Below are 13,810 nucleotides of genomic sequence, written 5' to 3' on the forward strand. Positions count from 1 at the left end.
CCCTTCTCCGACCGTCTCCGGCACAACACCGGGGTCGGTCGGTTTGCATTCGGGGGCTTCCCTGATTGTCCGGAAGGCATTCGCGGCGGATCGTAGAGGTATGTCCTCAACTGCCCCGATCCCGACCCCGCCCACCCCGCCCACTCCACCTGCTGCTGTCGCCGGCGACGAGCTCCGCTGCACCGATGCCGATCGCGACCGCGTGATCGACGTCCTCAAGTCCGCCTACGCCGATGGCCGGCTCGACCAGGCCGAGTTCGACCTCCGGTTCGACCTGACCATGAAGTCGAAGACGTACGCCGCCCTGGAGCCGATCACCCGCGACCTGGTCGCGCAGCCGACCCCGTCTCCGGCGCCGGCGAAGCCCGCCCGCGACCTGCTGCCGCCGCCGACCACCGAGGAGCGGCTCCTGGGCGCCCTCGCCCAGGCCACGACCTTGGTGCCGATCGTCGTCGGCCCGGCGATCCTCTACTACACCGTCGGCAAGCGTTCTGAGTTCGTGAAGCACCACGCCGCCGGCGCCCTCAACCTTCAGCTCACCCTGCTCGCAGTCACGATCGTGACCTTCGGGCTCGGTGGCGCGCTCTACGGCATCGCCTGGGTGCTCGCGGCTGCCTTCGCGGTCGTCGCGCTCGCCGGTGCCCCGCTGCGCCAGCCGTGGGTGCTGCCGATCTTCGGCCGCGGCGGGCCGTACGAGAAGAAGCGGGACTGATCCCCGCACCTGGACGCGGCCTGCGGCCCCACTAGCCTTTACTCGTGACGCCTCTCCGCCGTGCCCAGGCTGGATCGGTGGTGGCGTTCGCCACCAACGGTCTGCTGGCCGCGACCTTCATCTCCCGCATCCCCGCGCTCCGCGAGAGCCTCGGCCTGAACAACTCGGCCGTCGGCCTGATGCTGCTGGCGATGGGCCTCGGCTCCGTCGCCGCGCTGCCGCTCGCCGGGGGACTGGTGATGCGTTGGGGCGCTGCCCGGGTCGTACGCAGCTGCGCGGTGCTCTGTGTCGCCTCCCTGATCCTGGTGGCGATCTCCGGCAGCTGGCTGGAACAGGCGTGGCTGGTGGCTCTGTTCCTGGTGACGTACGGGGTCGGCTATGGGGTCTGGGACGTCGCCATGAACGTCGAAGGGGCCGCGGTCGAACGGCTCGGCGGCAAGACGCTGATGCCGCAGTTGCACGCGATGTGGAGCGTCGGCACCGTGCTCGGTGGACTGCTGGGCATCGCCCTGGTGGGCACGCTGCCGACGGTGTGGCACATCGCCGGGGTCGCGGCCATCGCACTGGCGGTCTGCTGGTGGGGGACTCTGGGGTTCCTCCCGGCCGAGGCGCCCCCGGAGGGGCACTCGCCGCGGCGTGAGCTGATCGCTGCCTGGCGCTCGCCCCAGACGCTGCTGCTGGGGCTCATGGTGCTCGCCTTCGCCGCCGCCGAGGGGAGCGCGAACGACTGGGTCTCGCTGGCGATGATCGACGGCTACGACGTGAGCCACCGGGTCGGGGTGGCGTGCTACGCGGCGTTCGTCCTCTGCATGAGCCTCGCCCGCTTCGCCGGCGCGAAGGTGATCGACAGGGTCGGCCGGCAGCCGGTCCTGATCACCTCGGCGGCGCTGGCGGGCGCCGGGATCGTGCTGACGGTGTTCGCCGGCTCGTTCGGGCTCGCGCTGGCCGGGATCGTCCTGTGGGGCTTCGGCGCGGCGCTGGGGTTCCCTCTGGGGATCAGCATCGCCGCCGACGACGAGACCCGCGCCGCTGCTCGCGTCTCGGTCGTCTCCACGCTGGCCTATGGGGCCTTCCTCGGCTTCCCGCCCATCCTGGGCGCCGTGGGCGACCAGGTCGGCACCCTGAGCGCCCTCCTGGTCGTCGCCGTCCTCATGATCCCGGCAGCGGCGTTGGCTGCGACGGTGGCGCGGCGGCGGGGCGTGTAACACGCTGTTCGTAGGTCTATCCGGTCGTTCAGATAGGGCGAGTAGTCCTACGAACGACGTGTTACACCGGAGCGACGCCCTCGGTCGGGTCAGTCGAAGAGGGCGCGGATGTCGTCGGCGCCGATGGTGGAGCCCATGGCACCTTCGCCGTCGACGACCTTCGCGAATAGCTCGGCCTTGCGCTCCTTGAGCTCCATGACCTTCTCCTCGATCGTGTCGGTCGACACCAGCCGGTAGACCATGACGTGCTGGGTCTGGCCGATGCGGTGGGCGCGGTCGACGGCCTGGGCCTCGGCGGCGGGGTTCCACCAGGGGTCGAGTACGAAGACGTAGTCGGCCTCGGTCAGGGTCAGGCCGACGCCGCCGGCCTTCAGGGAGATCAGGAAGACCGGGGCATCGCCGTCGCGGAAGCTCTCGATGACCGCGCCGCGGTCGCGGGTGGCACCGTCGAGGTAGGCGGCGTCGATGCCCGCCTCCTTGAGCCGGGTGCGTGCCCGGCCGAGGAACGAGGTGAACTGGCTGAAGACCAGCGCCTTGTGGCCCTCGGCGGCGAGCTCCTCGATGTGGTCGACGAGGGTGTCGAGCTTGGCGGAGCCGACGTCGTCGTCATCGGGGTCGACGAGGCCGGGGTCGAGGGAGAGCTGCCGCAGCCTGGTCAGCGCACTGAGGATCGCGACCCGGTTGTCGTTGAAGTCGTCGAGCAGGTGCAGGATCCGCTGCCGCTCCTTGGCCAGGTGGGCGTCGTAGATCTTGCGGTGCGCCGGGTTGAGGTCCACGCCGAGCACCTGCTCCTGCTTGGGCGGCAGGTCGTCGGCGACGAGCTCCTTGGTACGCCGCAGCAGGAACGGACGCAGCCGGGTCCGGAAACGCCGCAGCGCCGCGTCATCACCCGACTTCTCGACGGGAGAGACCACCGTGTCGCGGAACAGCCGCGGGCTGGGGTAGAGCCCGGGCGCCGTGATCGAGAGCAGTGCCCACAACTCCATCAGCCGGTTCTCGAACGGCGTGCCCGTCACCGCGAGACGCCAGCGGGCGTCGATGCGGCGGGCCGCTGCGTACGTCTTGGACTGGTGGTTCTTGACCTGCTGGGCCTCGTCGAGGACGAGGCCGGCCCAGGGGCGCCCGGCGAAGGCGTCCTGCTCGAGCCGGAGGATGGCGTAGGTCGTGATCACGATGTCGGCGCCCTCGCGGGCCTCGGCGATGGACTCGACGCGCTTGCTCACCGTGCTCACCCGGAGACCGGGGGTGTGGCGGCGGGCCTCCTGGACCCAGGCGGGTACGACGCTGGTGGGCGCCACCACGAGATAGGGGGCGCGCGTCTCCGGCTGGGTGTGCACGGCGTGGGAGATCGTGGCCAGCACCTGGAGCGTCTTGCCCAGACCCATGTCGTCGGCGAGGATCCCGCCGAGACCCTGCTCGTGCAGGAACGCCAGCCAGTGGAAGCCGTCGAGCTGGTAGTGACGCAGCTCGGTCGCGAGCCCGGTCGGCTCCGGCCGGGGGATCTCGCGCAGGTCGCGCAGCGCCTGGGCGCGCTGGACCCATTCGGCGGCCTGCTGGTCGACCACGCCGAGCTCGGCGAGCTCGGCCCAGACGCCGAGGTCGTGCTTGCCGACCGCGATCCCGTCGCCGGTGCGCTCGTGGAGCTGTCCGGCGGCCTCGACGACGTTGCGCAGCCGGTCGAGCTCGGGGCGGTCGGTGGTGATGTAGGTGCCGCTGGGGAGGATCAGGTGGTCGTCGCCGCGGGTCAGCGCCCCGAGTACGTCGGGAAGCGGCACGGCCTCGGCGCCGATCCGGATCACGACCTGCAGGTCGAGCCAGTCCTGCCCGGCCACGGCGGCACCGTCGGGCGAGGTGATCTCGAAGGAGATCTCGGGGTCCTCGTCGGTCTCGCGGAAGTCGGGCCGCTCGACCTCGGTGATCTCGACGCCCTCGACCTCACGCAGCGCGGGCAGGTCGTGGATGGCGAGCGCGAGCGCGTCGCCGTCGCGTACCTCCTGCTTGCGGAGCAGCTCGGTGGAGACCTTCGCGCGCAGCGCGGCCTCCTCGGCCGGGTTGCGGACCAGGCCGAGGTCCTCGCGGGAGTCCACCGGGTAGTGACGTACGCCGTAGGCCCAGGTCCAGCCGAGCGTGGCATGCGTCGAGCTGCGCCAGGTGACCGTCAGGGTCAGGCGCGGTGCCGGAGGCTCCGGGATGTCGAGGGAGTCGTCGGCGGAGCGCAGCGGCACCAGCCGGGCCAGCGGGCCCAGCAGGGCGCTCAGGGTGCCGATCTCGGCCTCGGGGACGGTCAGTGGGTCCCGGGCGGTCACCAGCCGCTGCGCGTGGGTCGACAGCGGTCCGGACAGGTCAGCGAGATGGAGCACCCCGGCATCGAGCACGCCCACCGAGCGGGTGGGGCGACCGATCGGGAGCACCGTCGGGCCGGCGTAGACCCGGTCACCGTGGGCCAGGCCGAAGCGGAGGACCGCCTCACCGTCCTCGCGGCGCAGCTCGCCGGCGAGCGAGAGCGGCTCCTCGAAGATCACCACGCCGCGTACGTTCTCACCGGGCAGGACGGTCACACCGCCGCGGATCGCGTCGCGGAGCAGGCTGACCGCGTGCTCGCCGAAGTCGGCGAGACTGAGCGAGGAGCCACGGGCGTAGAGCAGTCGGTCGGACCGCAGCTGGCGGGCCAGCTCCTGCAGGGGGGACAGCTGGCTGCGCGGGAAGTCCTTGCCGGGCACAGCGTTGGGGATGTTGGCCCAGTCGGCACCGGTCTTCGCCCAGCGCTCGCGGTTGCCCATGCGCATCGGGCGCAGCTCGACGGTGGGGGAGCCCGCCACGGCCGACCGTGGGCTGTGCACGTCGATCTCGAGCGCAAGCGCGGGCAGGTCGTCCTCGGGCTTGTTGTCCTCGGCGAGCTGGCCCAGGAGCGTACGCAGCTCCGTCTCCCACGACGGGCCCATCGGCGTCGCCGCGGTGTGCGTGCCGGCGAGGACCAGACCGAGCGCGGCACCGTGCTTGCAGTTGTTGTGCACGGGGCAGCTGCACGAGCTGGTCGCCCTGACGACGCCGTTCCTGGAATCCAGGTTGAGGGTCACGCGGTAGGGAGCCGGGCTGGTGCCTCTGACCTCGGCTGCCGCTCGCAGCGCACTGCTGCCGATCTCGGTGACCCGGGGCTCACCGACCCGGCCCTGGGCCGCGTATGCCTCGCCACGCTCGATGGTCTGGGGGTCGAAGGTCTCGCGGAGCAGGTCGTTCGTGAGAGCTTCGAGCAAGGGCACCCGATCCATTCTTCCAGCATGAGGCGGGTTCTGCGACTTCGTGGACGCTCGTGGTGAGCAGCGTCTCGTTCGGTGTGGTGGCAGTGGTCTAGACCAGCAGCGCACAACCACGGGGTTGCGGTGCATTCATCGGCATGCATAGACGCACGCCCGACATCCCGTCTGGACAACCGGATCCGAACCGATCGCGACAACTTTGTCGCGCAAAAGTAAAGCCACCTCGATCCGAGCGGGGGGATCCGGACCGAGGTGGCGATGAATACTTTCGGCCAAGTCGGCGATGAATGCAAGTCGAACCGCCATGGCGGGAATGTGACGTGTCGTATATCTGCCATGATGACCGTCGTTCGTTCCCCCGCCACGGAAAGGCATCTCGGATGCTCGATGCGCTCGGTCTCGACAATCTCGAGGAGACGGTCTACCGCCAGCTGGTCGCCGCGCCGTCGGCCAACCTCGAAGAGCTGGCCGAAGCGGCCGACCTGGACACCTACGCGGTCTCGGCGGTGCTGTCCGCGCTGGAGGGGAAGGGTCTGGTCGCCCGCGCCTCGGCCGGTCAGGACCGCTACGTCGCCTCGCCGCCGGCGGTGGCGCTCGGGGCCCTGCTCGTCCAGCGCCAGGACGAGCTGCGCCGCGCGCAGGTCGAGATGACCGAGCTCGCCGGGCTCTATCGCGGCTCGGTCGCTCGCCGGGACGTGGCCGACGTCGTCGACGTCGTGCACGGCACCGAGGCGATCGCCCAGCGCTTCGCCCAGCTGCAGTACTCGGCGAAGAAGTGCATCCAGGCGCTGCAGAAGCCACAGGCCGCCGTCGTCACCCGGGAGGACGCCGACGAGGCCGAGCGGGCCGCGATCGAACGCGGCGTCCGGCACGACATCGTCCTCGAGCGCTCCGTCTTCGACACCCCCGGCATCTACGAGACCATCGACTCCGGCCTCGAGATCGGGATCGAGCTGCGGGTGGTGCCGACGGTGCCGCTGCGCGCCTTCATCGTGGACCGGGAGATCGCCCTGATCCCGCTGATGAACGGTGAGCACAACACGGTCCAGGACGCCCTGCTGCTCCACCCCAGCGGTCTCCTCGACGCGATCATCGCCCTCTTCGACCTGATCTGGACCTCGGCCCCCAAGCTCGTCGCGACGCCCGAGGGCACGGTCGAGACGGCCGCCGATCGCCTCGAGCCCCTGGACACCAAGGTGCTCTCGCTGCTGCTCGCCGGTCTGACCGACGCCTCCATCGGGGCGCAGCTCGGGCTGTCGCTGCGTACTGTCCAGCGGCGGGTGCGCCAGATGATGGACCGCGCGCGGGTCGACACCCGCCTCCAGCTCGGCTACGAGGCGGGGCGTCGCGGCTGGCTGTGAGGCCTGGTCAGCGTTCGCCACCCGGCACCCACAGGACGTCGCCCTGCTCGCGGTTGGCGTGCCGGGCGAGGATGAAGAGCAGGTCGCTGAGGCGGTTGAGGTAGGTCAGGGCGAGCTTGTTCATGGTCTCGCCGTGGACCTCGTACGCAGCCCAGGCCGCCCGCTCCGCGCGGCGCACGACGGTGCGGGCCACGTGCAGGTGGGCCGCGGCCACGGTGCCGCCGGAGAGGATGAACGAGCGCAGCTTCTCCAGCGGCTCGTTGTAGTCGTCGCACCAAGCCTCGAGCCGGTCGATGTAGGCCTGCTCGACTCGGAGCGGGGGATACTCGGGGTCGGCCACGACCGGGGTCGAGAGGTCGGCGCCCACGTCGAAGAGGTCGTTCTGGACGGTCGTCAGCACCTTCACGACGTCCTCGTCGATGCCGCCGTGAGCCAGAGCGACACCGATCGCAGCCCCGGCCTCATCGGTCGTCGCGTACGCCTCCAGCCGCAGATCGGTCTTGGCGGTCAGGCTCATGTCGCCGAGCCGGGTCTCACCGGCGTCGCCGGTGCGGGTGTAGATGCGCGTCAGGTTGACCATGCGCTGAGCCTATTCGGACGGCCCACTTTCGGCGAACGTGGTCAATTGACAGAAAATAGGGACCAAAGTGACGAATGAGGCTGGTGAGGTGCAACCAATCGGATTCGCCGCGCGTCATAGTGGGCGAGAGGGAGCGTCATGTATGCGTAGAGCTTCTGTGTAGGGCAATCCACTTCCTGGGGGATGGAGGCAGGGCATGGAGATCTGGATCGACGGGCCGACGCTGGTGCTGAGCGGAGATTTCGACGTACGCAGCACCTGGATGGCACGCAGCGTGATCTACGACCATCTCGACTCGGTGGAGGGTGATGTCGTGCTCGACGTCTCCGGCGTGAGCAGTGCCGATGTGACGGCGCTGAAGCTCCTCGCCGTCGCGACCCGGCAGGCCCATGCCGAGGGGCGCCGCCTCACTCTGCAGGGCTGCACCCCCGCGGTGCGCCGGATGCTCCACCTCTCCAGGCTCTATCGTGTTCTCGAGGTGGAGAACTCACCGCTCATCGCGTAAGCGCCGCAGGCGCTGATGAATGCCGGAGCGTTCCTCGTGAGCCTCCGCTATCGTGCGGACCATGTCTGGCTCGCCCGCTCGCGCGTCCGCCGCGGTTGCAGGGGTGCTGGCTGTTCTGACGTTCCTCGGCGTCGTCGTGGCGCTTGGTGCTGCTGCGGGTCCGGGCCCGGTGATCAGCAGAGATGGTGAGACGTCATCCCGAGAACGTACGCCGATCGAGATCCCGACCGCGTCAGCAGAGTCCGACCCGAGGCCAGAGACGACGAACCGTCGGGGCCCTGTGCGTGAGGTGGCTCTGCCGCAGTGGGTGGGGGGCACGGTCCGTGTGGCGTTCGTGCTCGGAGCACTGGCAGTGCTCGTGTGGCTGGCGCGACTGGCCTGGTGGTGGCTCTCGCCGGAATACGAGCGTCGACGTTCGGATCGGGTCGAAGGAGACGTCGGCGAGGTCGAGGACCTGGTGCGGGTAGCGCGCTCAGTCGCCGAGGCCGCAAGTGAGCAGCAACGACGCCTTGCGTCCGGGCCACCAGGGGAGGCGGTGATCGCCTGCTGGCTGGAGATGGAGCGCGCGCTCGCCGTGGCGGGCGTAGTCCGACAACCCTCGGAGACGTCCTCGGAGCTCACTGTGCGGGTCCTGTCGCGGCTCGCCGCCGACCCGGAGGCCGTACGCCGCCTCGAACTCCGCTACCGAGAGGCCCGCTTTTCTCAGCGGCCGGTTGGCGAGGCTGAGCGTGCGGAGGCGTACGCCGCGCTGGAGGCAATCCGGGTCAGCATCGGGGCGGCGCGGTGAGGGTGCTGACCGGGCGGATGGTCGTGGCGCTGCTGGCCAGTGGAGTGGCGGCCGTCGCGCTTGGTCATCAGCACGTGCACTGGCCGTTGTTCGCGTTGCTGGTGATCGGCGTTCTGGGGGTCGGTGCCTGCTTCGATGCCGCCATCACGGGGCCAACGGCGTGGCCGGAGCCCGAACTGCCGGCGCGGTCGGAGCCGGACCGAGCGCTGGCGCACTATGTACGCGTCCTCGAGGACGCCGAGCGAAGTGTGGCGGCAGATGATGACCGGTTGCACAACTTGCTCCGCCAGATCGCGGGCGATCGGTTGCGTATGCGCGGATTGGCCTGGGATTCGCCGGAGGCGAGGACGCTGCTCGGCGATGACCTCGCCCAATATCTCGGTGCGCCGCCAATGCGGATCTCGCGCCGCATGCTTCGTAGTCATGTCGAAAGGATCGAGTTGCTGTGAATAACCAGGTAGCCATTCCGGAGGCAGCGGCGACGGCCGGACGCGTGCTGGATGCGGTCGAGACAGCTGTCGTGGGCAAGCGTGAGCCGCTGACTATCGTGCTCGCCGCGGTGCTCGCTGGTGGGCACGTGCTCCTGGAGGACTTTCCGGGGCTGGGCAAGACGCTGGCGGCCAGATCGTTGGCGTCCGCGCTCGGGCTCGACTTCAAGCGTGCCCAGTTCACCCCCGATCTGCTGCCTGCCGACCTGACCGGGTCGTTCCTGTTCGACCCAGCCAAGGGAGAGTTCGAGTTCCGGCCAGGGCCGGTCTTCACTGGACTTCTGCTCGCCGACGAGATCAACCGGACCCCGCCCAAGACCCAGTCGGCGCTGTTGGAGGCGATGCAGGAGCACCAGGTCACGGTCGAGGGCCGCACCTTTCCACTCGAGCCACCGTTCTGTGTGTTGGCGACTGCGAACCCGATCGAGTACGAAGGCACCTATCCGCTGCCAGAGGCGCAACTCGACCGCTTCCTCGTGCGGGTCTCCTTCGGATATCCCACTGCCGAGGAGGAGTACGACGTGATCGCCCGCCGGGTCGAGCGGCGGCGTGAGGAGGTCGTCGTGCCTGCGGTGGTCGACGCCGCCGGTTTGCTGAGGTTGCAGGCTGCTGCCGAGACGGTGTCGGTCGACGAGTCGGTCGGTCGCTATTGCGTTGAGTTGGTCCGAGCGACCCGCTTGCATGGGTCGGTGCTCACCGGTTCCTCGCCGCGAGGTTCGCTCGCATTGGTGCTGGTCGGACGAGCGCTGGCACTGCTCGACGGACGGGACTACGTGCTGCCCGAGGACGTCAAGCGGGCAGCGCCCGCCGTCCTCGCGCACCGGATCACGCTCAAACCAGAGTTGTGGATGTCCGAGACCACGCCGTCGGGCGTGGTCGGCCAGATCCTGCAGCAGGTGCCGGTGCCGGCGGCTGTGGCTGGGGCATGAACGACCCGACGGGTTGGCGTCCGACGGCGGCGCTCACCCGAGCGGTGATCGTGGGCCTGCTGGCGGTCAGCGGAGCGGTCGTGCTGCAGATCCCGGTGTTGGTCGTGCTCGGCCTGCCGCTCGTGCTGCTGGCCGCAGCCGGGCTGCTCCACCGCCCGACGTCCGAGCCATCCGCAGTTGTACGCACGGCTCGTGACACATTGCGCGAGGGTGCCACGACACCGGTAGGCGTCGAGGTCACCGGCCACGGCGTCGAGCACGTCGTGCATGCAGTCACCCGGCCGGCGTACGGCGTGATGAAGCCGGCCAGCGGTATCGTCTCAGGCCTCTTGGTCGATGAGTTTCCGCAGGTCAGCGCCGCAGTGAAACGCTGGGGACCGGTGACCGTCGGCGACGGCGCCGCCGGACTGACCTCGGCCTGGGGCGGGTTCCGGTGGGGTCCGACGGGGCTGCACGGCAGCCCGGTCCTGGTGCTGCCCGCGCCTGCGACGTACGACGCCAACGCCAGTGTGCCGCGCCCGGTCGGCCTCGTCGGCGCACACCGCTCGACCCGGGTCGGCGATGGCACCGAATATGCCGGTACCCGTCCGTTCCAGGTCGGCGACCGGCTCCGCAGGGTCAACTGGCGGGTCTCGCTCCGCACCCGGGAGATGTACGCCGACACGACCCACACCGAGGACGACGCCGGAGTCCTGCTGGTCGTCGATGCCTTGGCGGAGTTCGGCACGCCCGGGGCGTCCAGCATTGACCTGGCGGTGCGGGCTGCCGCTGCCCTCGCCGAGCAGCATGTCCACGATGGCGACCGGGTCGGCCTGCGAGTCATAGGCGGGCGCGGCCAAGTGCTCGCTCCCGGCGCCGGCCGGCGCCATTTGCGTCGGCTGTTGACCATTCTGGCAGGTACCGTCGCCGGTCGTGTCGACGGCGCCCTTCGAGCCGGTGTCCGTTCTGGTGATGTCGTCGTCTGGCTCACTCCGCTGCTCTCCCTGCCGCTGGCCGCTGCGGTGGCTGCTACCGCCGACCGCGGACTGACGGTGCTCGTCATCGACACGCTTCCAGCCAACGTCGAACAAGACGACGAGTTGACCACCATCGCCTGGCGGCTGCGCCTCCTCGAGCGTGATGCCGTCACTCGGGCGCTCGCTGCCTCTGGCGTTCCGGTCGTACGTTGGCGCGGCCCGGGCACCCTCGATGAGGTGCTCCGGCGGCTTGCTCGGCAGCCACCACGAGTGAGAGCACGATGATCACTCGGGTCGCCATGCTGTTTCGCGGCTGGAGTCGGGCGCAGTGGATGCTGCGCGCGGCCGTCGTCGCCGGATACCTCTGCGCTCTGCTCGCCGCGGCGGGCATCCCCGGGGTCGGTCAACCGGCCACGCCGTGGCTGGTGGTGGTCGTGCTCGCCGCGCTCGGGGCGGCCGTGCTGCCGGACAGTTCAGCTGGCAGCCTGGCCGGCGTACTGGTGCTTGCGTACTGGGCGATTGCGGCGATCGACCACCCCGTGGCCGCACTTGGCCCGTCGGCCGTGGTGGGTGCATTCGGGCTGGTTATCGCCCATCTAGCCGCGATGCTGGCGTCGTACGGACCGCCTGGGTTCACCCCTGACCGTGGACTGGTGCTCCTGTGGTTGCGTCGCGGCACGCTCATCTTGGCGCCCTCGGTGTTGGTTGCGCTCGCGGTCCGAGTCGCGGCAGCGGAACTCGACGGCCGGCACTGGGTCTGGGGCGTTGCGGCGCTGGTTGTCATCAGCCTCGCTGCGGCGGTGACCCTGGTGCTGCGTTCGATGAAGACCGGATAGAGAATCAGTGAGTGACATCTTCCACACCGGAGCCGGTTACTGAGCGGTAACCGAGGGGCTAGCATGCCTCTTATGACGGACACCACGCCTTCCGAGCAGAGCCGCCCGGCGAAGGATCGCTCCTGGCTGATGCGCACGTACGCCGGCCACTCGACCGCCGCGGCGTCCAACGAGCTCTATCGCAACAACCTCGCCAAGGGCCAGACCGGTCTCTCGGTCGCCTTCGACCTGCCCACGCAGACCGGCTACGACCCCGACAGCGTCCTCGCCCGCGGTGAGGTCGGCAAGGTGGGCGTGCCGATCATGCACATGGGGGAGATGCGCAAGCTCTTCGACCAGATCCCGCTCACCGAGATGAACACCTCGATGACGATCAACGCGACCGCCATGTGGCTGCTCGCGATGTATCAGGTCGCCGCCGAGGAGCAGAACCCCGGGATGGACCCGGCCGAGGTGGCCGCCAAGCTGGCCGGCACCACCCAGAACGACATCATCAAGGAGTATCTCTCCCGGGGGACGTACGTCTTCCCGCCGGAGCACTCCCTGCGGCTGATCAGCGACATGATCGCCTACACGGTCCACCAGATCCCGAAGTGGAACCCGATCAACATCTGCAGCTACCACCTGCAGGAGGCCGGGGCCACGCCGGTGCAGGAGATCGCCTACGCGATGTGCACCGCCATCGCGGTCCTCGACCAGGTCAAGGCCTCCGGTCAGGTGTCCGAGGAGGACTTCGGCAAGGTCGTCGGCCGGATCTCGTTCTTCGTCAACGCGGGCGTGCGGTTCGTCGAGGAGATGTGCAAGATGCGCGCCTTCGTCGAGCTCTGGGACGAGATCACCCGTGAGCGCTACGGCGTCGAGGACCCGAAGATGCGCCGGTTCCGCTACGGCGTACAGGTCAACTCCCTCGGCCTGACCGAGGCGCAGCCGGAGAACAACGTCCAGCGCATCGTGCTGGAGATGCTCGCGGTGACGCTGTCCAAGAACGCTCGGGCGCGCGCGGTGCAGCTACCCGCCTGGAACGAGGCCCTCGGCCTGCCGCGTCCGTGGGACCAGCAGTGGTCGCTGCGCCTGCAGCAGGTGCTCGCCTACGAGTCCGACCTGCTGGAGTACGGCGACCTCTTCGACGGCTCGCCGGTCGTCGAGGCCAAGGTGGCTGAGCTCGTCGCGGGCGCCAAGGAGGAGATCGACCGGGTCCAGGCCATGGGCGGAGCGATCGCCGCGGTCGACACCGGCTACATGAAGTCCGAACTGGTCTCCTCGCACGCGCGCCGTCGCGCCGCCATCGAGTCCGGCGAGGAGATCATCGTCGGCGTCAACAAGTTCACCACCACCGAGCCGAGCCCGCTGACCGCGGACCTGGACGCCGCGATCATGGTCGCCGACCCTCGCGCCGAGGAGGCCGCCAAGGCTTCCCTCGAAGCCTGGAAGGCCGAGCGTGACGAGACGGCCGTCTCCGAGGCGCTGGCCGCTCTGGCCGCCGCCGCGAAGACCGATGCCAACCTGATGGAGGCCACCCTGGCCGCCGCCCGTGCGGGCGCGACCACGGGGGAGTGGGCCGGCACCCTGCGCGAGGTCTTCGGCGAGTTCCGGGCGCCCACCGGCGTCTCCGGCGCCGTCGGCGCCGCGGAGGCCGGCGCCGAGCTGTCGGCCGTACGCGACCGGGTCAAGGCCACGGGCGAGGAGCTCGGCGTCAAGCTGCGCATGCTCGTCGGCAAGCCGGGTCTGGACGGTCACTCCAACGGTGCCGAGCAGGTCGCCGTCCGGGCGCGTGACGCCGGCTTCGAGGTCATCTACCAGGGCATCCGGCTCACCCCGGAGCAGATCGTCGCCGCGGCGGTCGCCGAGGACGTACACGTCGTCGGGCTCTCCATCCTCTCCGGCTCGCACATGTCGCTCGTGCCGTCCGTGGTCGAGGGGCTGCGCGAGGCGGGCCTGGGTGACGTACCCGTCATCGTGGGTGGCATCGTGCCCGAGTCCGACGCCAGGACGCTGATCGGGTCGGGGGTCGCGGCGGTCTACACGCCCAAGGACTTCAGCCTCACCGAGATCATGGCCGACATCGTCGAGGTCATCCGGAAGGCCAACGACCTCTCCTGAGTCGAGGATCGACACGTCTCCGAAAAAACTTCGGGAGACGTGTCGATCCGGTGTGTGGCCGTTCGTGGAATGGGCAGAGGGAGGCGAACAGCGC

General features: G+C 69.7%; 12 protein-coding genes. 10 read left to right on the top strand and 2 right to left on the bottom strand.

The window, feature by feature from the left end; all coding sequences use genetic code 11:
* Positions 1-100 precede the first annotated feature (100 nt).
* Both OH802_RS11505 and OH802_RS11510 read left to right on the top strand, forming a co-directional pair.
* A complete protein-coding gene (locus OH802_RS11505; RefSeq protein WP_406027966.1) occupies positions 101-712 on the top strand; it encodes a DUF1707 domain-containing protein in 612 nt (203 codons plus the stop codon).
* A gap of 44 nt (positions 713-756) precedes the next feature.
* Entirely contained in the window at positions 757-1,917 is a 1,161-nt protein-coding gene (locus OH802_RS11510) for an MFS transporter (protein WP_406027968.1), read from the top strand.
* 89 nt (positions 1,918-2,006) lie between these two features.
* Here the strand turns inward: OH802_RS11510 and OH802_RS11515 are convergent, their stop codons facing one another.
* Positions 2,007-5,177 (bottom strand): SNF2-related protein, encoded by a 3,171-nt coding sequence (locus tag OH802_RS11515; RefSeq protein ID WP_406027970.1) that lies wholly within the window; start codon positions 5,175-5,177, stop codon positions 2,007-2,009.
* A 377-nt stretch (positions 5,178-5,554) separates the two neighbouring features.
* Between OH802_RS11515 and OH802_RS11520 the strand changes: the two genes are divergently transcribed.
* Entirely contained in the window at positions 5,555-6,535 is a 981-nt protein-coding gene (locus tag OH802_RS11520) for a helix-turn-helix domain-containing protein (RefSeq protein WP_406027972.1), read from the top strand.
* 7 nt (positions 6,536-6,542) lie between these two features.
* Here OH802_RS11520 and OH802_RS11525 read toward each other — a convergent pair whose 3' ends face one another.
* Positions 6,543-7,115, bottom strand: a complete 573-nt coding sequence (locus tag OH802_RS11525) for a cob(I)yrinic acid a,c-diamide adenosyltransferase (protein ID WP_045547381.1) — start codon at positions 7,113-7,115, stop codon at positions 6,543-6,545.
* Between the two features lie 196 nt (positions 7,116-7,311).
* Here OH802_RS11525 and OH802_RS11530 point away from each other — a divergent pair, with 196 nt between their 5' ends.
* The 7 genes from OH802_RS11530 (at position 7,312) to OH802_RS11560 (ending at position 13,716) form a co-directional block, all read left to right on the top strand.
* On the top strand, positions 7,312-7,620 hold the full coding sequence (locus tag OH802_RS11530; RefSeq protein ID WP_406027975.1) for an STAS domain-containing protein: 309 nt from the start codon (positions 7,312-7,314) through the stop codon (positions 7,618-7,620).
* Positions 7,621-7,681: 61 nt separating this feature from the next.
* Positions 7,682-8,407: a DUF4129 domain-containing protein gene (locus tag OH802_RS11535; RefSeq protein ID WP_406027977.1), complete on the top strand. Its 726-nt coding sequence runs from the start codon at positions 7,682-7,684 to the stop codon at positions 8,405-8,407.
* On the top strand, positions 8,404-8,856 hold the full coding sequence (locus OH802_RS11540) for a hypothetical protein (protein WP_406027978.1): 453 nt from the start codon (positions 8,404-8,406) through the stop codon (positions 8,854-8,856). Before OH802_RS11535 ends, OH802_RS11540 begins: the two co-directional genes overlap by 4 nt.
* The gene (locus OH802_RS11545; protein WP_406027980.1) at positions 8,853-9,824 is read left to right on the top strand and encodes an AAA family ATPase; all 972 of its coding nucleotides are present in this window, start codon (positions 8,853-8,855) and stop codon (positions 9,822-9,824) included. Before OH802_RS11540 ends, OH802_RS11545 begins: the two co-directional genes overlap by 4 nt.
* Positions 9,821-11,065 (top strand): DUF58 domain-containing protein, encoded by a 1,245-nt coding sequence (locus OH802_RS11550; RefSeq protein WP_406027982.1) that lies wholly within the window; start codon positions 9,821-9,823, stop codon positions 11,063-11,065. The genes OH802_RS11545 and OH802_RS11550 overlap by 4 nt, the downstream gene beginning before the upstream one ends.
* Positions 11,062-11,616 carry a hypothetical protein gene (locus tag OH802_RS11555; RefSeq protein WP_406027984.1) on the top strand — a complete coding sequence of 185 codons (555 nt, stop codon included), beginning with the start codon at positions 11,062-11,064 and terminating at the stop codon, positions 11,614-11,616. Before OH802_RS11550 ends, OH802_RS11555 begins: the two co-directional genes overlap by 4 nt.
* A 72-nt stretch (positions 11,617-11,688) precedes the next feature.
* Entirely contained in the window at positions 11,689-13,716 is a 2,028-nt protein-coding gene (locus tag OH802_RS11560) for a protein meaA (protein ID WP_406027986.1), read from the top strand.
* The last annotated feature ends 94 nt before the right edge of the window (positions 13,717-13,810 follow it).

Origin of the sequence: Nocardioides sp. NBC_00850, assembly GCF_045207335.1 — a bacterium.
GTDB lineage: Bacteria > Actinomycetota > Actinomycetes > Propionibacteriales > Nocardioidaceae > Nocardioides.